At 66.8% G+C, this 17,824-nt stretch carries 17 protein-coding genes and 1 pseudogene; 10 read left to right on the top strand and 8 right to left on the bottom strand.

Annotated features, from left to right (window positions below):
- Window positions 1–125: 125 nt before the first annotated feature.
- Entirely contained in the window at window positions 126–935 is an 810-nt protein-coding gene (locus AAFL97_RS09955) for an alpha/beta fold hydrolase (protein ID WP_341644763.1), read from the top strand.
- A gap of 45 nt (window positions 936–980) precedes the next feature.
- Complete coding sequence (locus AAFL97_RS09950) at window positions 981–1,673, top strand: nitroreductase (protein ID WP_341644762.1); 693 nt, start codon at window positions 981–983, stop codon at window positions 1,671–1,673.
- 16 nt (window positions 1,674–1,689) lie between these two features.
- On the opposite strand, the gene AAFL97_RS09945 is transcribed toward AAFL97_RS09950, so the two are convergent.
- Together AAFL97_RS09945 and amrA are read right to left on the bottom strand one after the other, a co-directional pair.
- Window positions 1,690–2,373, bottom strand: a complete 684-nt coding sequence (locus tag AAFL97_RS09945) for an alpha/beta hydrolase (RefSeq protein ID WP_341644761.1) — start codon at window positions 2,371–2,373, stop codon at window positions 1,690–1,692.
- Entirely contained in the window at window positions 2,370–2,966 is a 597-nt protein-coding gene (amrA, locus tag AAFL97_RS09940) for an AmmeMemoRadiSam system protein A (protein WP_445954485.1), read from the bottom strand. Before amrA ends, AAFL97_RS09945 begins: the two co-directional genes overlap by 4 nt.
- A gap of 86 nt (window positions 2,967–3,052) precedes the next feature.
- Here amrA and ispD point away from each other — a divergent pair, with 86 nt between their 5' ends.
- Complete coding sequence (gene ispD, locus AAFL97_RS09935; protein ID WP_341644760.1) at window positions 3,053–3,784, top strand: 2-C-methyl-D-erythritol 4-phosphate cytidylyltransferase; 732 nt, start codon at window positions 3,053–3,055, stop codon at window positions 3,782–3,784.
- Window positions 3,781–4,278: a 2-C-methyl-D-erythritol 2,4-cyclodiphosphate synthase gene (gene ispF / locus AAFL97_RS09930; RefSeq protein WP_341644759.1), complete on the top strand. Its 498-nt coding sequence runs from the start codon at window positions 3,781–3,783 to the stop codon at window positions 4,276–4,278. The genes ispD and ispF overlap by 4 nt, the downstream gene beginning before the upstream one ends.
- A gap of 207 nt (window positions 4,279–4,485) precedes the next feature.
- Here ispF and AAFL97_RS09925 read toward each other — a convergent pair whose 3' ends face one another.
- From AAFL97_RS09925 to AAFL97_RS09910, 4 genes are all read right to left on the bottom strand, one after another.
- Window positions 4,486–4,923 carry a host attachment protein gene (locus AAFL97_RS09925; RefSeq protein WP_263459657.1) on the bottom strand — a complete coding sequence of 146 codons (438 nt, stop codon included), beginning with the start codon at window positions 4,921–4,923 and terminating at the stop codon, window positions 4,486–4,488.
- A gap of 212 nt (window positions 4,924–5,135) precedes the next feature.
- Window positions 5,136–5,600 carry a flavodoxin family protein gene (locus tag AAFL97_RS09920; protein ID WP_341644758.1) on the bottom strand — a complete coding sequence of 155 codons (465 nt, stop codon included), beginning with the start codon at window positions 5,598–5,600 and terminating at the stop codon, window positions 5,136–5,138.
- Window positions 5,576–6,373: a M90 family metallopeptidase gene (locus AAFL97_RS09915; RefSeq protein ID WP_341644757.1), complete on the bottom strand. Its 798-nt coding sequence runs from the start codon at window positions 6,371–6,373 to the stop codon at window positions 5,576–5,578. Before AAFL97_RS09915 ends, AAFL97_RS09920 begins: the two co-directional genes overlap by 25 nt.
- A gap of 4 nt (window positions 6,374–6,377) precedes the next feature.
- Window positions 6,378–7,271: a DMT family transporter gene (locus AAFL97_RS09910; protein ID WP_341644756.1), complete on the bottom strand. Its 894-nt coding sequence runs from the start codon at window positions 7,269–7,271 to the stop codon at window positions 6,378–6,380.
- Between the two features lie 197 nt (window positions 7,272–7,468).
- Here AAFL97_RS09910 and AAFL97_RS09905 point away from each other — a divergent pair.
- Window positions 7,469–9,672, top strand: a pseudogene (locus tag AAFL97_RS09905) (RelA/SpoT family protein).
- A gap of 83 nt (window positions 9,673–9,755) precedes the next feature.
- On the opposite strand, the gene ppk1 reads toward AAFL97_RS09905, so the two are convergent.
- The gene (ppk1, locus tag AAFL97_RS09900) at window positions 9,756–11,837 is read right to left on the bottom strand and encodes a polyphosphate kinase 1 (protein WP_341644755.1); all 2,082 of its coding nucleotides are present in this window, start codon (window positions 11,835–11,837) and stop codon (window positions 9,756–9,758) included.
- A gap of 198 nt (window positions 11,838–12,035) precedes the next feature.
- Here ppk1 and ppx point away from each other — a divergent pair, with 198 nt between their 5' ends.
- From ppx to AAFL97_RS09885, 3 genes are all read left to right on the top strand, one after another.
- On the top strand, window positions 12,036–13,538 hold the full coding sequence (gene ppx, locus AAFL97_RS09895; protein WP_341644754.1) for an exopolyphosphatase: 1,503 nt from the start codon (window positions 12,036–12,038) through the stop codon (window positions 13,536–13,538).
- Between the two features lie 166 nt (window positions 13,539–13,704).
- Complete coding sequence (locus tag AAFL97_RS09890; RefSeq protein ID WP_341644753.1) at window positions 13,705–14,505, top strand: enoyl-CoA hydratase; 801 nt, start codon at window positions 13,705–13,707, stop codon at window positions 14,503–14,505.
- Window positions 14,506–14,548: 43 nt separating this feature from the next.
- A complete protein-coding gene (locus tag AAFL97_RS09885) occupies window positions 14,549–15,343 on the top strand; it encodes a TatD family hydrolase (RefSeq protein ID WP_341644752.1) in 795 nt (264 codons plus the stop codon).
- Here the strand turns inward: AAFL97_RS09885 and AAFL97_RS09880 are convergent.
- Window positions 15,325–15,960 (bottom strand): TetR/AcrR family transcriptional regulator, encoded by a 636-nt coding sequence (locus AAFL97_RS09880; RefSeq protein ID WP_341644751.1) that lies wholly within the window; start codon window positions 15,958–15,960, stop codon window positions 15,325–15,327. The genes AAFL97_RS09885 and AAFL97_RS09880 overlap by 19 nt on opposite strands.
- A gap of 175 nt (window positions 15,961–16,135) precedes the next feature.
- On the opposite strand from AAFL97_RS09880, the gene AAFL97_RS09875 reads away from it, so the two are divergent.
- Both AAFL97_RS09875 and AAFL97_RS09870 read left to right on the top strand, forming a co-directional pair.
- Entirely contained in the window at window positions 16,136–16,885 is a 750-nt protein-coding gene (locus AAFL97_RS09875; protein ID WP_263459647.1) for an electron transfer flavoprotein subunit beta/FixA family protein, read from the top strand.
- Entirely contained in the window at window positions 16,885–17,814 is a 930-nt protein-coding gene (locus tag AAFL97_RS09870) for an electron transfer flavoprotein subunit alpha/FixB family protein (protein ID WP_341644750.1), read from the top strand. The genes AAFL97_RS09875 and AAFL97_RS09870 overlap by 1 nt, the downstream gene beginning before the upstream one ends.
- Window positions 17,815–17,824: the final 10 nt, after the last annotated feature.

Here is a 17,824-nt window from a genome sequence, read left to right as displayed (position 1 = left end):
GTCATTACGTTGACGTTAACGTAATTTTCGACACATCATCCCGCGAACGAAAACAAGAAGGGTGGTGCATGATGTGCCGGCGCCATCATGCGGCTCCCGCCCCCCAGCCCAGGAGAACGATTCGAGTGCTTCACGACATCGACACCCGCGACCATTGGATCGAGGCCGGCGGCGCCCGCCTGTATGCACGTGAATGGTCGCCTCGCGGCTTGCCGCCCCCGTCGGGCCGCGATCGCACCCCGATCGTGCTGCTGCACGATTCGCTCGGCAGCGTGGAGCTGTGGCGGGATTTCCCCGCGGCCCTGTGCGCCGGCACCGGCCGGCGGGTGCTGGCCTACGATCGCCTCGGCTTCGGCCGTTCCGATGCGTATTCGGGCAGACTCCCGTTGGACTTCATCGCGACCGAGGCGGAGACGGGTTTTGCGGCGCTGCTGCGGCAGCTGGAGATCGGCCGTTTCATCCTGTTCGGCCACAGCGTCGGCGGTTGCATGGCGGTGAATTGCGCCGCGCGCCATGCTGGCGACTGCGTGGCGCTCGTCACCGAGTCGGCCCAGGCTTTCGTCGAGGACCGGACCGTCGCAGGTCTCGAGGAAGCCCGCGAGCTGTTCAAGGATCCGGCGCAGCGCGAACGGCTGGCGAAATACCATGGCGACAAGGCGGAGTGGGTGCTGGAGGCCTGGATCGGTACCTGGCTCGACCCGGCTTTCTCGTCCTGGTCGCTGAGGCCGGTGCTGCCCAGGGTCGAATGTCCCGTCCTTGTCATCCACGGCGCGGAAGACGAGTACGGCAGTCCGCGCCAGCCGGAACTGATCGGCGCGCTTGCCGGCGGCCCGGCGCGCGTCGAGATCATGGCCGATACGCGGCATGTGCCGCACCGCGAACGCCCGGCGCAGGTCACCGAGCTGGTTTCGCGTTTTCTCGACGGCCTCGCCTGAAGGCGGCGGCTCTCAACAATCCTGTCCGTTCCCGAGGTTCCTCGCATGAGCAGCTCCCTCCAGTCAGCAGTCGATGAAGTCATCAACAGCCGCTATTCCTGCCGCGCCTTCCTGCCGCGCGCCGTGCCTCGGGAGACGATTGCCGAGATCCTCGCCGTGGCTTCGCGCGCGCCGTCCGGCACCAACATCCAGCCGTGGAAGGTTTGGGTCCTGACCGGGGAAACCAAGGCCAGGGTGTCCGACAAGATACTCGCCGTGTTCGACGATCCCGGCGAGGCCGCGACCCACGTCGAGCCCTATGTCTATTACCCCAGGGAGTGGGTGTCGCCCTACGTCGAGCGCCGCCGCCAGGTCGGCCGGCAGTTGTACAGCCTGCTGAACATCCAGAAAGGCGATGCGCAGCGCATGCACGAGCAGTTCGCCCGCAACTACAAATTCTTCGACGCGCCGGTCGGCCTGATCTTCAGCGTCAACAGCATCATGGAGCAGGGCTCGTGGCTCGACAGCGGAATGCTGCTGCAGAACGTCATGCTGGCGGCAAAGGCGCGCGGGCTGGATACCTGCCCCCAGGTCGCACCGATCCAGTTCCATCGCATCATCAAGCAGGAGCTCGGCATTGCCGACAGCGAAGTCCTGATCTGCGCGATGTCGATGGGCCACGCCGATCCGGAGGCGCCGGAGAATGCCTTGCGCACGGAACGCATGGCGCTCGACGAGTGGGTCAGCTTCCGCGACTGAGGGGGATGCCGGGCGCTCAGGCGGACCGAGGCGGCTGCCCGGTACCGGTTTCGTCCACCGGCGGGAGATGGGATGCCAGCCAGTCGCTGGCGGCCTGCGCGGCGTGCCGCTGCCGATCGTGCTCGCCGGCAGCCGGCAGCGCCAGCCAGTCGCGCTCGCCCTGGAGCAGCGCGTAGGCGGATGCCAGCATCGGCGCATCCGGGCTTTCCGGCACGACGACGAAGCGTGCCGGCGTGCGGACCGCACGCAGCGGGGCTGCGCCGGCGAGGTCGGGCCGTCCGCCGAGGCAGGCGATCGACGTGAAGCTTTCCGGTGCGTTGACCGCCGCGCGGATCGCCGCGGCGCACCCGGTGCCGTCGGCGACGAGGCCGAGCGGAAGGCGGTCGAGCGATGGCTGGTGGATGGCCCAATCCACCGCGGCGAGGATGCGTTCGGTGAGGCGCGGAATGTTGAAAGCGGCATCGGCATCGTGCAGCGCTTCGTCGCTGGTCAGCAGTTCGACCGTCATCGTCGCGAAGCCGGCGGCCTGCAGTGCCGGCTCCAGCGGCCCGGATGCGCCGTCGAGCGGAGACTGCTCCAGCGAGCGGCCCGATGAATGGATGCACAGCGCCAGCGCCCGCACGTCCGGTGCGTGGGCAAGCATGCCGGTCAGCCAGTCGCCGTGCGCCGGAATGCTGAGCGGAGTGTGGCGCAGCTTCACGATGCGGGTTTCCCGTCGTTGGTGCGCCAGGAGCTGACGCCGTAGCGTGCCGCCATCAGCCCATCCACCGGGCGCTCGAGCGGAATGCCGGCTTTCTCCTTGAGCGCGGCGAGGAACAGCTCCGGCCGCGGCAACCGGGTCCACATGTGCGGCAGCAGTGTGACGCCGCGGCAGCCGGCAAACAGCATCACCCCGTCCTGCTGCGGGCGCAGTTGGCGAAGCAGGTCGGCCTCGTCGGCAAAATCGATGAACTCCGGCTCGTCCAGCAGCGAAACCTCGATTTCCGCCTGTGCGAATGCCGCCGCGTCGAGCGCCGGAAAGCGAGGATCCTGGCTGGCGGCGATTGCGTTGGCGACCACGTCGGCCGCCAGCGAGCGGCTGCGCCGCATGCTGCCGACGCTGCCGCGCAGTTCGCCCGCCACGATCAGGGTGACGAAAGTGGCGCCGCGTTCGTCGAGCGCGGGGTCATCGCCCGGCGCGGGTGCGGGGCCGAGCCCGAGATGGTGGGCGATGGCCTCGCGCGCCAGGCGCAGCAGTTGCGGACCGAGGTCGGTGTCGGAGATGGCTTCGGTCCGGGGCTGGGCGAGTGGCATGGAAAGAAGGAGGGCGGATGGCAGGCCCCCGAATCATACCTCCACGCCTCGCAGAATGCGGCCCGGCGCCGTCGGGCGCGGTTAGAATGCGCGCCATGCAAAATACACAAGCCCGCCCCCGGGCCCGCCATTTCGCCATCGTGCCTGCCGCGGGCAGCGGCTCGCGCATGGGCGCTGCGCGGCCCAAGCAGTATCTGTCGCTGCTGGGCCGTCCGCTGATCCACCATGCCTTGTCGGTGCTGTGCGCTTCGCCCGACATCGACAAGGTCTTCGTCGTGCTGTCGGTGGATGATGCCGAGTGGTCGCGGCACGATTGGTCGGTGCTGGGCGGCAAGCTCGTGCCGCTGTTCTGCGGCGGTGCGACGCGCGCGGACAGCGTGCTCGGCGGCCTGCGTGCGATCTCGAAGGAGGCCGCGCCATCCGACTGGGTGCTGGTCCATGATGCCGCGCGGCCCTGCCTGGCGGCATGGCACATCGACAAGCTGGTGCGCGAACTGGCGCACGACGAAGTCGGCGGGCTGCTGGCGGTGCCGGTGGCCGACACGCTGAAGCGGGCCGACGACCACCGCCACGTCGCCGCCACGGTACCGCGCGACAGCCTGTGGCAGGCGCAGACGCCGCAGATGTTCCGCTACGTGATGCTGCGCCGGGCGCTGGAGGGCGCATCCGAGGTCACCGACGAGGCCAGCGCGATCGAAGCCGCCGGCCTGCGCCCCCGCCTGGTGCAGGGCGACGCCACCAATCTGAAAGTCACCTATCCGCTCGATCTGCACCTGGCCGAGTGGATTCTGCAGAACCGCGAAGGAGCCAGGCAATGAGTGTTCCGTTCCGAATCGGCCAGGGTTTCGACGTCCATGCCTTGGTGCCCGGCCGGCCGCTGATCATCGGCGGCGTGACGATTCCCTTCCCGCGCGGCCTGCTCGGCCATTCCGATGCCGACGTGCTGCTGCACGCCGTCACCGATGCCTTGCTGGGGGCGGCCGGCCTGGGCGACATCGGCAGGCTGTTTCCCGATACCGATCCGCAGCATGCCGGTGCCGACAGCCGCGTGCTGCTGCGCGAAGCTTTCGCCCGCGTGCGTGCGGCGGGCTGGCAGGTGGTCAACATCGACGCCACCATCATCTGCGCTGCGCCGAAGATCATGCCCCATGCGCCGGCGATGGTCGCCAACATCGCAGCCGACCTCGACATGGATGCAAGCGCGATCAACGTCAAGGGCAAGACCACCGAGAAGCTCGGCTTCACCGGACGTGGAGAAGGGATCGCGACCCAGGTCGTGGCCTTGCTGGCGCGCGCCGACGGGGCCGCCTGAAACGGCAGCGGGGCCGCGTGTCTGGCACGCCGGCCCCGCGCTCTGCGTAACGGCGCCGGGCATCGCGCCCCTTGCGCCGTCGAGCCTCCTGGACGGAGGCTTGTCGGAAATGAATCGGAATGGTTCAGATCGAATCGAGTGGGATGTCGTATCCGCTCAAATGAATCCTCCTCCGAAAACGCCGTTCCTGCGGCATTACAGATAGATTTACAGATAGATCGCCGAAGCGAGCCGCTGGCTCAGTTCCGGCTCGGTCGTCTTGGTGTAGTCCTTTTCGAAGCGGTCGCTGATCAATTGTGCCGTCGGGCCGTCGATCACGGTGTTGAGCATGCCCATGAAAGCCGGCGGCGCGACCAGGATGGCGCGCTTGAAGGCGTTTGCCGCCCGCCCCTGGTACAGGGCCTGGGCGATCTCCTGGGCGAAGACCCGGGCTTCGTGCTGTTTCGGGAGTGTCTGTGGCTGCATCGATCCGCCACCGCCGTTGGCACCCATCGCGCCCGAGCGGTCGGTGACGAGTTCAGAGTTCTTCTGCCTGCTTTCCGGGTGGATCAGTTCCTTGACCAGCGTGAGTCCCTTGTTGGGACCGAGATTCGCATACAGCTTCGCCAGGCTGGCGTTGGCAACCAAAATCCAGGTTATTGCCATGAGACGACCTCCGTTGCGTGAAAAGGATGACGTACCGTGCCATGCACCAAAGGGGTGCCGATGGAGCGGCACTCGTTCAGCTTAGTCACTCGTTTCGATCCTGCCAAACTCATTTGGTATCACAGTGTGGAAGCGCGTTTCGATGAACGGATTGCATCCTGCAAAGCGCCGCAGGCTCTGGCGATCCGCGAGTCCTTGCTTCAGGAGCCCGCCTAGAAAATTCCCATCGCCAGCCCGGATGCCATCGCTTCGCCGAGCTCTTCGGCGGCATCCAGATGCCCGGCGGTGATCTCCTTGCGTGCGATCAGCGCCTCGGCGACCTGTTTCCAGCCGTAGCCGTTGGCGATGCGCCCGATCTCGCGCACCGCGCCGGTGCCGTCGTTGCCGGCGCTGACGAAGACGGCGTAGGGCAGGCCGACGAGCTTGCCTTCGCAGGGGTAGTAGGTACGGTCGAAGAAATCCTTCAGCGCGCCGGACATGGTGCCGAAGTTCTCGGGCGTGCCGAGCAGCAGGCCGTCGCAGGCCAGCAGATCGTCGGTGCCGGCGGCGAAGGCGCGCATCAGCCGGGTGTCGACGCCATCGACGTGCCCGGCGCCGCGCAACACCGCTTCGGCCAGCATGCCGGTGTTGCCCGACTGGGTGTGATGCACGATCAGCAGGCGCTTGGCTGGTGCCATCCGCGTCCTCTCAACAGGGCTTCCCGCTGGGCGGGGTCGACGCCGTAGAACAGGGCGAGTTGAGCGTACACCTGCGGAAAGCGCTGCTGCAGGACATGGGGCGCTTCGAAGAACACTTCGGAAACGACGGCGAAGAACTCGCCCGGATGCTCCGCGCCATAGGGGTCGATGTCGGTTTCCATGCCGCTGTCCACTTCGCCGCAGAATTCCTCGTATGCCTGGCTGAAGGCGGCTGCCCAGGCCCGGCGGGACATGTCGGAGCGCAGCCGCGGCAGGCCGTCGACGCCGCCGTTCTCCATGTCGAGCTTGTGGGCGAACTCGTGGATCACGACATTGACGCCTGCCGGCTGCCCTTCGCCGCCGAACCAGGACAGCAGCACGGGTCCGCCTTCCCAGGCTTCGCCCAGCGCTTCGTCCTCGTATTCGTGCAGCACGCCGGCCTCGTCGTATTCGCGCCGGGGAATGAGGAAATCGCCCGGATAGACGATCACGCCGACCCAGTCGCGGTAGGCCTGCAGGCCGATGTTCAGTACCGGCAGGCAGGCCTGCAGCGCGATGCAGAGCAGGATGTCGTCGTCCAGCTCGAGCCCGTTGGCGCCGTGGAACTGCTTGCCGGCGAGAAACTCCAGCGCCATCCTCCGCAGGCGGGGCCGGTCGTCCGGATCGAGGTAATCGAGGAAGGGCAGCGAGGCCTCGACTCGCTCCCACTGGCTGTCGGGAACCGAAGTCGGCGGGGTGGCCAGGCCGAGCCAGCGGCGGATGCGTTCGAACATGGGATCAGCTCGAGGGTTTGCGCGTGGTCAGGAAAATGCCGGCGAACACCAGCGCGATGCCGACGAAGTGGTACCACTGCGGCCGCTCGCCGAGGAAGATCGCCGCCAGGATGGTTGCGAACACCGGCATCAGGTGGATGAACAGCGAACCACGCGCCGGCCCCACTGCGGCGACGCCGGCGTTGTAGAACACGTAGCCGAGAAAGCCGGGGAAGATGCCGGTGTAGAGGATGCCGCCGAGCGATGCCGGGTTGAGATTGATGTGCCGGCCTTCGGACAGCTCCCAGGCGTAGGCCGGCGCCAGCGCGAGCAGGCCGACCACGGTGAAGGCGGCCAGCATCAGCATCGGATCGACGCCGGCAGGGCGCTTCTGCAGGCCGACGGTGCACAACCCCCACACCGTCACCGAAGCCAGCATCCACAGGTCGCCGGTGTTGAGGCTGAGCCCGAGCAGGGTTTCCAGGCTGCCGCGGCTGACGATCGCGGCCACGCCGAGCAGCGACACCGCCACGCCGAGCGCCTCGGCACGGCTCAGGCGCTTGCCGAAGAACAGGAAACCGAAGGCGATGGTGACGATCGGGATGAAGGAGTTCAGCAGCGTGGCGCTGGTCGCGGTGGTGTGCTGCAGGGCGAGATAGGCAAACGTGTTGTAGCCGCCGACGCTCAGCAGGCCGAGCACGACGACGATCGGCCAGGCCGCGCGCAGCTTGTCCCATTGCCCGCGCAGGTGCGGCAGCGCGAACGGCGCGACCAGGGCGAGGGCGATCACCCAGCGCCAGAAGGCGAGCGCGAGCGGCGGCACGTCGGCGCGAATGCCGCGGCCCATCACCATGTTGCCCGACCAGAACAGGGCGGTGAGCGTGAGCAGGAGGTAAGGATTGGCGTTGAGACGCTGCATCGGTGCTTCGGCCTGGAGTCGTTTCGGGGGGCGGCACTCGATCGTGGCGGGCGCCGCAGGCCGGGGATGATCGCACAGCACGGATGCCGCTGCGAAGCGCATGCCCGCCGCCTGCACCGGCAGGCCGCGTTTCCATACATTTCCCGCGGCCTGACGACAGGTTCGAAAAGCCCGCCGGTATGGGATAATCAGCCGCCATGGTTTCCGTCACTCACGCCATCTCCCAGGGCGACACCGCCCCCCGGTCGACATGCTCGCTGCCGGCCTGACGGCCGAAGAACGCGACAGGATCGAGTCCGCGCTCGAATGGATCTCCGAGCTGTACGAAGGCAAGGTGCTCGGCACCGGCGAGCCGGCCTGGACCCATGCGATCGGCACCGCGCTGGTCGCGGCGTCGCTGAGGCTGGACGCGGACACGCGCATCGCCGCGCTGCTGTTCGCGGTGTGGGACGAGGTGGACGACCCGGCCGAAGAGATCGAGTCGCGCTTCGATGCCGACATCTGCCATCTGGTGCGCGGCCTGCACAAGCTGAACGGCCTGCGCGTGCTGACGCGCATGACGACCACCGCCACCGCGCCCGAGATCCGCGCCCAGACCGAAGTGCTGCGCAAGATGCTGCTGGCGATGGTCGAGGACATCCGCGTGGTGCTGGTGCGGCTGGCGTCGCGCACGCAGACGCTGCGCTTCTACACCGACCTGCCGGGCGACGCGCGGGTGGATGTGGCGCGCGAGAGCCTGGACATCTATGCGCCGCTGGCCAACCGGCTGGGCATCTGGCAGCTCAAGTGGGAGCTGGAGGATCTTTCCTTCCGCTTCATCGAGCCCGAGACCTACAAGCGCATCGCCAAGATGCTCGACGAGCGCCGGGTGGAGCGCGAGCAGTTCATCCAGGATGCGATCGAGCGCCTCAGGGCCGAACTGGCGGCGGTCGGCATCAAGGCCGAGATCACCGGCCGGGCCAAGCACATCTACAGCATCTACAACAAGATGCGCAAGAAACGGCTCGACTTCTCGCAGGTGTTCGACATCCGCGCGCTGCGGGTGCTGGTCGACGAGGTCAAGGACTGCTACACGGTGCTCGGCTTCGTGCATCGGATCTGGCAGCCGATCGCCAAGGAATTCGACGACTACATCACCAAGCCCAAGGGCAACAACTACCAGTCGCTGCATACCGCGGTGCTGGCGGGCGACGGCCGTGCGCTGGAGGTGCAGATCCGTACCTACGACATGCACAGGCACGCCGAACTCGGCGTGGCCGCGCACTGGCGCTACAAGGAAGGCTCGCAGTCCGGCTCCGACTACGACGAAAAGATCGCGCTGCTGCGCAACCTGTTGTCCTGGCGCGACGAAGTCACCGACTCCGCGCAGTGGATGGAGCAGTTCAAGCGCGCTTCGCTGGACGACACGCTGTACGTGCTGACGCCGCAGGGCAAGGTGGTCGATTTGCCGCGCGGCGCGACGCCGATCGATTTCGCCTACCGCCTGCACACCGACCTCGGCCACCGCTGCCGCGGGGCCAAGATCGACGGCCATTTGATGCCGCTGAACACGCCGCTGGAAAACGGCCAGACGGTCGAGATCGTCACGGTCAAGGAGGGCGGCCCGTCGCGCGACTGGCTCGATGCACGCCAGCATTACGTCAACACTTCGCGCGCGCGCAACAAGATCAAGCAGTACTTCGCCCAGCTCGACGAGGAAGACCTGCTCGCGCGCGGCCGCAGCTTCGTCGCGCGCGAGATGCAGCGCGACGGCCACAGCCAGGCCAATCTCGACGGCCTCGCCGAGCGCATGGGCTTCAAGAACGCCGAGGCGCTCTTCCTCGCCGCCGGCCGTGGCGAAGTGGGGCCGCGTTCGGTGCAGGTGGCGCTGCGCGAAGGCAGCGCGCCAGCGCCGGAAGCGCCGGCCGAGCCGGATTTCGTCGTCAGCCGCAGCCGCTCGGGCGACAACTCGGACAAGATCCTGATCGTCGGCGTCGGCAAGCTGATGACTTCGCTGTCGCGCTGCTGCAAGCCGGCGCCGCCGGATGCGATCGAAGGTTTCGTCACGCGCGGGCGCGGCATCTCGATTCACCGTGTCGATTGCCAGGACTTCCAACTGCTGGCGCAGAAGCATCCCGAGCGCGTGATCTCGGCGGAATGGGGCGGGCTGGCGACCGACAGCAAGACGGCGCTGTACCAGGTCGACATCACCGTGCAGGCAATGGACCGCCAGGGCCTGCTGCGCGACATCTCCGAAGTGCTGTCGCGCGAGAAGCTGAACGTGATCGCGGTGAATACGCTTACCAAGAAGGGCACGGCCTACATGCGCTTCACGATGGAGGTCAACGGCATCAAGCAGGTCCAGCGTGCGATCACGCTGATCCGCGAGGTGTCCGGCGTGATCGACGCGCAGCGCAAGTGAGGCGCCGCTACCGGAAGCGTTGACGCCGGGCCGGTGGGGCGAACGGGGGCGATGCAGCCCCCGATGCCCTTAGTGCCGCCTGCTCAACTGCTGGCGGCAAGCTCCTTCAGCAGGATCATCTGCGCGGCGCGGCGCGTGCCGCGCGGATTCCGGCGGCGGTAGCGGCCATCCGAATGCATTTCCCAGGCCTGGCAGTTGTCGCCGAGGTAGGGGCGCAGGCCTTCCTTCATCACGCGCCGCTTCAGCTTCGGGTCGAGCACCGGGAAGGCGATCTCGATGCGGCGGAAGAAGTTGCGCTCCATCCAGTCGGCGCTGGACAGGAACATCAGGTCGTCGCCGTCGGCATGGAAATGGAAGATGCGGTGGTGCTCCAGGAAGCGGCCGACGACCGAGCGCACCCGGATGTTGTCCGACAGGCCGGACACGCCCGGTTTGAGCGCGCAGGGGCCGCGCACGATCAGGTCGATCTCGACGCCGGCCTGCGAGGCTTCGTACAACGCCTCGATGGTTTCCGGTTCGAGCAGCGCGTTCATCTTGGCGATGATGCGGCCGCGGCGGCCTTCGCGGGCGATCTCGGCCTCACGCTTGATCGCCTCGACGACCTTGGGCTGCAGCGTGAACGGCGCCTGCCACAGGTGGCGCAGCTCGCTGGCGGTGCCCAGGCCGGTCAACTGCTTGAACACGGTGGCGACGTCCTCGCCGATTTCCTCGTTGGCGGTCAGCAGGCCGAAGTCGGTGTAGAAGCGCGTGGTGCGCGGATGGTAGTTGCCGGTGCCCAGGTGCACGTAGCGGCGCAGGCCGTCTTCCTCGCGCCGTACCACCATCAGCAGCTTGGCGTGGGTCTTGTAGCCGAACACGCCGTACACCACGTGCGCGCCGACTTCTTCCAGGCGGTTGGCCCAACTGATGTTCGCCTCCTCGTCGAAGCGCGCCATCAGTTCCAGCACCACGGTCACTTCCTTGCCTTTCTGCGCCGCGCGCACCAGGTGCTCCATCAGCACCGAGTCGGTGCCGGTGCGGTACACCGTCATCTTGATCGCGAGCACCAGCGGGTCGTCCGCCGCCGCGCGCAGCAGGTCGATGACCGGCGCGAAGCTCTGGAAGGGGTGGTGCAGCAGCACGTCGTGATTGCGCAGCACGGAGAAGATCTGCCGCCGCTTGTCCAGTGGCTTCGGAATGCCCGGCACGAAGGGCGGGTACTTGAGGTCGGGGCGCTCCACCCAGTCGGGTACCTGCATCAGGCGCACCAGGTTGACGATGCCCGGCGTGCGGTACAGGTCGTCCGGCTCCAGATGGAAATGCTGCAGCAGGAACGCGGCCATCTCCTTCGAGCAACTGTCGGCGACCTCCAGCCGCACGGCGTCGCCGTAGTGGCGCTGCTGCAGTTCGCCCTTCAGCGACACCCGCAGGTCCTTGACCTCTTCCTCGTCGACGAACAGGTCCGAATTGCGCGTGACGCGGAACTGGTAGCAGCCGAGCACGTTCATGCCCGAGAACAGTTCGCCGACATGCGAGTGCAGCACCGAGGACAGGAACACGAAAGTGTATTCCTGGGCGCAGATCTCGCGCGGCAGCCGGATGACGCGGGGCAGCGCGCGCGGCGCCTGGACGATGGCGGCGCCGGAATCGCGGCCGAAGGCGTCGCGCCCTTCCAGTTCGACGGCGAAGTTCAGGCTCTTGTTCAGCACGCGCGGGAAAGGGTGCGCGGGATCGAGCCCGATCGGCGTCAGCACCGGCATCACTTCGTCCATGAAGTAGTCGCGAATCCACTTCAACTGGGTTTCGCTCCATTCGCTGCGGCGCAGGAAGACCACGCCTTCCTTTTCCAGCGCGGGAAGGATGTCGTCGTTGAGCAGTTCGTACTGGTCCGAGATGATGTCGTGCACCTCGTCGCTGACCCGTTCGAGCAGGTCGCGCGGCGAGATGCCGTCGTGGCCGGTCTTGCGGCTGCCGAGGTGGATCTGCTCCTTGATGCCGGAGACGCGGATCTCGAAGAACTCGTCGAGGTTGCTCGACACGATGCACATGAAGCGCAGGCGCTCGAGCAGCGGCACCGTCGGGTCGGCGGCCTGTGCGAGCACGCGGCGCTGGAACCGCAGCAAGGACAGTTCGCGGTTGATGAAATGGTCGGTGGGGTAGCTGCGATCGTTCTTCGGGGCGTACATGGCGGTCCGGGTTCGCGGAGGGAGGTTCGTCACGATTATGTGACATATTCGTTGCAGGATCATGACAGCAGCGAGCTTCGATGATTCAGCGCAAGGAACGGCGGCGGATGTGTTCGGCAGAATATTTCTGCTGCAACGCAGCGTAGCGCCGATGCTAAAATCCGCCGATCGGCCTCGTGCCATTCATCCGGAACTTTGATGATGCGGAACCTCATTGCAGCAATCGATCTCGGCTCCAACAGTTTTCGCCTGCAGGTCGGTCGCATCGTCAATGACCAGATCTATCCGCTGGACGGGTTGAAGGAGTCGGTGCGCCTCGCCGCGGGCCTGTCCGCCGACAAGATTCTCGACCTCGATGCCCAGCAGCGCGGGGTCGCGGCGCTGCAGCGCTTTCGCGAGCGCCTGCACGACTTCGACGCCGGCGCCGTGCGTGCGGTGGCCACCAACACGCTGCGTGTGGCGAAGAACTCCGCCGAGTTCCTGTTTCGCGCCGAAGCGGCGCTCGGCTTTCCGATCGAAGTCATCGCCGGCCGCGAGGAAGCCCGCCTGATCTACGTCGGCGTGGCGCATACGCTGCCCGATCCGCACAAGCAGCAACTGGTGGTCGACATCGGCGGCGGCTCGACCGAGTTCGTCATCGGCAAGAGCTTCGAGCCCTTGCTGCTCGAATCGCGCTACATGGGCTGTGTGGGCTACAGCCTGCGCTATTTTCCGGATGGCCGCATCGACAAGCGCAGCCTGAAGGAAGCCGAACTGGCCGCACGGCGCGAGCTGCAGACCATCGTCGCCGCCTACCGCGAAGCGGGCTGGGAAGAGGCGGTCGGCTCCAGCGGCTCGGCCAAGGCCCTGGCCGAAATACTTGAGCAGAACGGCTTCTCGCCTTCGGGGATCACCCGCGAGGGGCTGGAGCGCTTCCGGGCCGAACTGCTGCGGGCGGGGCGCATCGATGCTCTCGACCTCGCCGGGCTGAAGGGCGACCGCCTGCCGGTGATTCTGGGCGGCTTCGCCATCATGAGCGCCGTGTTCAAGGAATTCGACATCGAGCGGATGGTGTTCTCCGAAGGCGCGTTGCGCCTGGGCGTGCTCTACGACCTGCTCGGCCGCTACCACCATCACGATCTGCGCGACGCCACGGTCAGCGCCTTCGTGCGCCGCTACAACGTCGATCTGCGCCAGGCCCAGCAGGTCGCGGATACCGCCTGCCATCTGCTGAACCAGGTCGAACCGGTGATGGCCGATCCGGAAAACCTCGACCGGCGCTTTCTGAGCTGGGCGGCATTGCTGCACGAGATCGGCATTTCCGTCGCCCATTCGAGCTATCACAAGCACAGCGCCTACATCGTCGCCAACGCCGACATGCCGGGCTTCTCACGCATGGATCAGGGACGCCTGTCGCGCCTGGTGCTGTCGCATCGCGGCAAGCTCGAGCGGGTGGCGTCGATCGATCCGAACAGCGTCGACTGGCTGCTGATCGCCTGTCTGCGGCTGGCCGTGGTCATCCATCGCGCCCGCGATGCGCGCGGCACGCCGCCGATCGTGCTGCGGCGCGAAGGGCGCGGCTTCAGCGTCAATACGCCGCCGGGCTGGCTGCAGAAGCTGCCGCTGACGGCCGCAGCGCTGGACGAGGAACAGCGGCAATGGAGCGCGCTCGGCAGAGGGCTCTATATCCGTTCGCCCAGCACGCGCAATGCAGAGGTCTGAACGGGGCAGGCCGTCGGCGCCGAGGGAACTGGCTGCCGGCTCCGCGAAGCAGTACCATGTACGGCAGTTGACGTTACCGTCAACATGATCCAGGCAGTTGCGGCCGGCGAGGTGCATTTGGCCGGCGCGGATCGCACGCCCCGAATCGATCATACAAGGAGACCTCATGAGCGCCGTTCCCGTTTCCAGTTCCGAGCCGATGCTGCTGCGCCGTGACGATGGCGGCGTCACCACGCTGACGCTGAATCGCCCGAACCAGTTCAACTCGCTGTCCTTCGAGATGCTCGAGACGCTGATCGAGGCGGTGGACGAAATCGCCCGCGACGACAGCGTGCGCGTGGTCGTGCTGGCGGGCGAAGGCAAGGCCTTTTGCGCCGGGCACGACCTGAAGGAAATGCGCGGCAACTACAGCAAGGACTTCCAGCAGCGGCTGTTCCGCCTGTGCGGCAAGTTCATGATGAAGCTGACCGAGCTGCCGCAGCCGGTCATCGCGCGCGTCCATGGCATCGCCACCGCGGCGGGTTGCCAACTGGTGTCGATGTGCGACCTGGCCGTGGCCGCAGACCTTGCGCGCTTCGCGGTGTCCGGCATCAACGTCGGCCTGTTCTGCGCCACGCCGGGTGTCGGCCTGTCGCGCAACATGGGCCGCAAGGAGGCGTTCGAGATGCTGGTTACCGGCGATTTCATCGATGCCCACGAAGCCCAGCGCCGCGGGCTGGTGAACCGCGTGGTGCCGCTCGAACAGCTCGACGATGAAGTTGCCCGGCTGGCGGCTTCGATCGTCGCCAAGTCGCCGGTCGCGATCCGCATGGGCAAGCAGATGTTCTACAAGCAGCTCGAAATGGGCCTGGAAGCCGCTTACCAGATGGCGGCCGAAACCATGGCCTGCAACGCCATGTGCGAGGACGCGGCCGAAGGCATGGACGCCTTCGCCGCCAAGCGCAAGCCGGTGTGGAAAGGGCGCTGAACCTCTCCGGGCGGCGGCCGGGCAGGGCCGCTGCAATGGCAGCATGCTGATCGACACCCACATCCACCTCGATGCCGCCGAGTTCGATGCCGATCGCGGGCAGGCCATCGATTTCGCCCGGGCCAGCGGGGTTGCCGGCTTCGTCGTGCCGGCGGTCGAACGGGCCAACTTCGATGCCGTGCGGGGCATCGCCGCGATGAATGCCGATGTCTGCTTCGCGCTCGGCATCCACCCGATGTACGTGATGCCGGCGCGGATGGACGACATCGAGGTGCTCGACGAATGCCTCGGCGAAGGCGGGGCGGTGGCGGTGGGCGAAATCGGCCTGGACCATTTCGTCCCCGGCATCGATCATGCACGGCAGCTCGAGTTCTTCGTCGCGCAGCTCGAGCTTGCCCGGCGCCATGGGCTTCCGGTGATCCTCCACGTGCGCCGCGCGATCGACCCCATTCTGAAGCAGTTGCGCCGCATCGGCGTGGCGGGCGGAATCGCCCATGCCTTCAACGGCAGCAGGCAGCAGGCGGACGCCTTGATCGGCCTGGGCTTCAAGCTGGGCTTCGGCGGCACGATGAGCTTCAGCGGCTCGACGCGCATCCGCGAACTCGCCGCCACACTGCCGCTGGATGCGATCGTGCTCGAGACCGATGCCCCCGACATTCCGCCGGAATGGGCGAGGGGACAGCGCAACGAGCCGGCAAACCTGTCGCGTTATGCATCGATTCTCGCCGAGCTGCGCAGGGTCCCGGTCGAGGAGATCATCGCGGCGACCGGGCGCAACGCGATTGAAGTCCTGCGCTGGCAGCCCGGCAAGGCGGGCGCTCAGGCCGTCGGCGTCTGAAGCCCGGCCGGCTCGGCTGCAGCCGCCAGCGTGGCCATGGACCCGGATCGTGCGATCAGATCGGCGATGTCGCGCTTGAGGCGCAGCACGTCGCTGTCGAATTTCTCGTAGATCATCAGCGACACGCCGAACACGTAGGCGTAGAGCAGCATGCAGCGGCTCGAGGCTTCTTCCATCGGCACGCCGCAAGCCAGGAAGAGGTCGCGTGCGCAGCGCAGGCGGACGTCATCCACTTCGGCGACGATCGCCGCAGCTTCGGCATCGCGGCGGGCCCAGTCGCGCACCGCGAGTTCGATCATCATGCCGCGGCGGTTGCGGCTTGCGCTGTATACATCGATGACGTGGTAGATCTGGGCAAGCTCCTTGCCCGGCTGCACCCGGGTCTGCTTGATGATGTCGCAGATCCGGCCTTCCTTCCAGTGCTGCAATATCGCCAGCAGCAGGTCGCGGCGGTCGTCGAAGTGCCAGTAGAAACTGCCTTTGGTGACCTTGAGCCGCTTGGCGAGCACTTCGACCCGCAGGCCGGCGATTCCTTCTTCGGCCATGACTTCGATGGCGGCGTTGATCCAGCTCTGGCGGTCGAGTTGGGGGCGTGGCTTCTTTGCTGTTTTTTCCATACGGAATAGTATTGACGATTCTTTGTCCATACGCTACCGTATGTACCGATAGCATGGGACGCGGCGCTGGCTTTCACTCCGGCACGCGTGTCATGTCCGCGGAGCAGTGACATAATCATCCACCCCGGTCGCAATCGCCGGAAGATATTCTGACCAATGAAAGGAGCGCGGCAGAGTGAAGATTCTCGTACCCGTGAAACGCGTTGTCGACTACAACGTGAAGGTTCGCGTCAAGGCTGACGGCAGCGGCGTGGATATAGCGAACGTCAAGATGAGCATGAACCCGTTCGACGAGATTGCGGTGGAAGAGGCGGTGCGGCTGAAGGAAGCGGGCGTGGCCACGGAGGTGGTGGCGGTGAGCTGCGGCGTGGGCGCATGCCAGGAGACGCTGCGTGCGGCGCTGGCGATCGGCGCCGACCGTGCGATCCTGGTCGAGACCGATGCCGAGCTGCAGCCGCTGGCGGTGGCCAAGCTGCTGAAGGCGGTGGCCGAGCGTGAGCAGCCGACGCTGGTGATCGGCGGCAAGCAGGCGATCGACGACGACGCCAACCAGACCGGCCAGATGCTGGCGGCGCTGGCGGGCTGGCCGCAGGCGACGTTTGCCTCGAAGCTGGTGATCGCCGACGGCAAGGCGCAGGTCACGCGCGAGATCGACGGCGGGCTGGAGACGCTGTCGATTTCGCTGCCGGCGGTGGTGACGACGGACCTGCGGCTGAACGAGCCGCGCTATGCGACGCTGCCCAACATCATGAAGGCGAAGAAAAAGCCGCTCGACACGCTGAAGCCCGAAGAGCTGGGCGTGGATGTGGCGCCGCGGCTGCAGACGCTGAAAGTGGCCGAGCCGCCCAAGCGCAGCGCAGGTGAGCGGGTGGCGGACGTCGCCCAGCTGGTCGACAAACTCAAGAACGTTGCGAAGGTGATCTGATGACCATTCTCGTCATTGCCGAACACGACAACCAATCGCTCAAGGCCGCCACGCTCAACACCGTGACCGCGGCGACCAAGCTGGGCGGCGACATCCATGTGCTGGTGGCCGGTGCCGGCTGCGGCGCGGCGGCCGAGGCGGCGGCGAAGATCGCCGGCGTGGCCAAGGTGCTGGTGTGCGATGCACCGCACTACGAAGCGCAGACGGCGGAGAACGTCGCCGAACTGGTCAAGGGCCTCGCGCCGAGCTACAGCCACGTGCTGGCGCCGGCGACGCCGAACGGCAAGAACATGCTGCCGCGGGTGGCGGCGCTGCTGGACGTGGCGCAGATCAGCGACATCGTCGCCGTCGAAAGTGCCGACACCTTCGTGCGCCCGATCTACGCCGGCAACGCGCTGGCGACGGTCAAGAGCGCGGATGCGATCAAGGTCGTCACGGTGCGCACCACCGCCTTCGATGCGGCCGCAGAAGGCGGTGCCGCCCCGCTCGAAGCGCTGGCGGCGGGTGCCGACCTGGGCGTGACGGTGCTGGTCGGCCGCGAGCTGACCAAGAGCGAGCGCCCCGAGCTGGGTGCGGCCAAGGTCATCGTCTCGGGCGGCCGGGGCGTGGGCAGCGGAGAGAACTACCACCGGCTGCTCGAGCCGCTGGCGGACAAGCTGGGGGCGGCGCTGGGCGCGAGCCGTGCGGCGGTCGATGCGGGCTACGTGCCCAACGACTACCAGGTGGGGCAGACGGGCAAGATCGTCGCACCGCAGCTGTACATCGCGGTGGGCATCTCGGGGGCGATCCAGCATCTGGCGGGGATGAAGGACTCGAAGGTGATCGTGGCGATCAACAAGGATCCGGAGGCGCCGATCTTCCAGGTGGCCGACTACGGCCTGGTGGGCGATCTGTTCGAGGTCGTGCCGGAACTGACCGCCGCCGTCTGAGCGCGGCCAG

Source organism: Thauera sp. SDU_THAU2 (genome assembly GCF_038260575.1).
Lineage (GTDB): Bacteria > Pseudomonadota > Gammaproteobacteria > Burkholderiales > Rhodocyclaceae > Thauera.
This window is presented reverse-complemented; position numbering and strand designations above follow the sequence as displayed.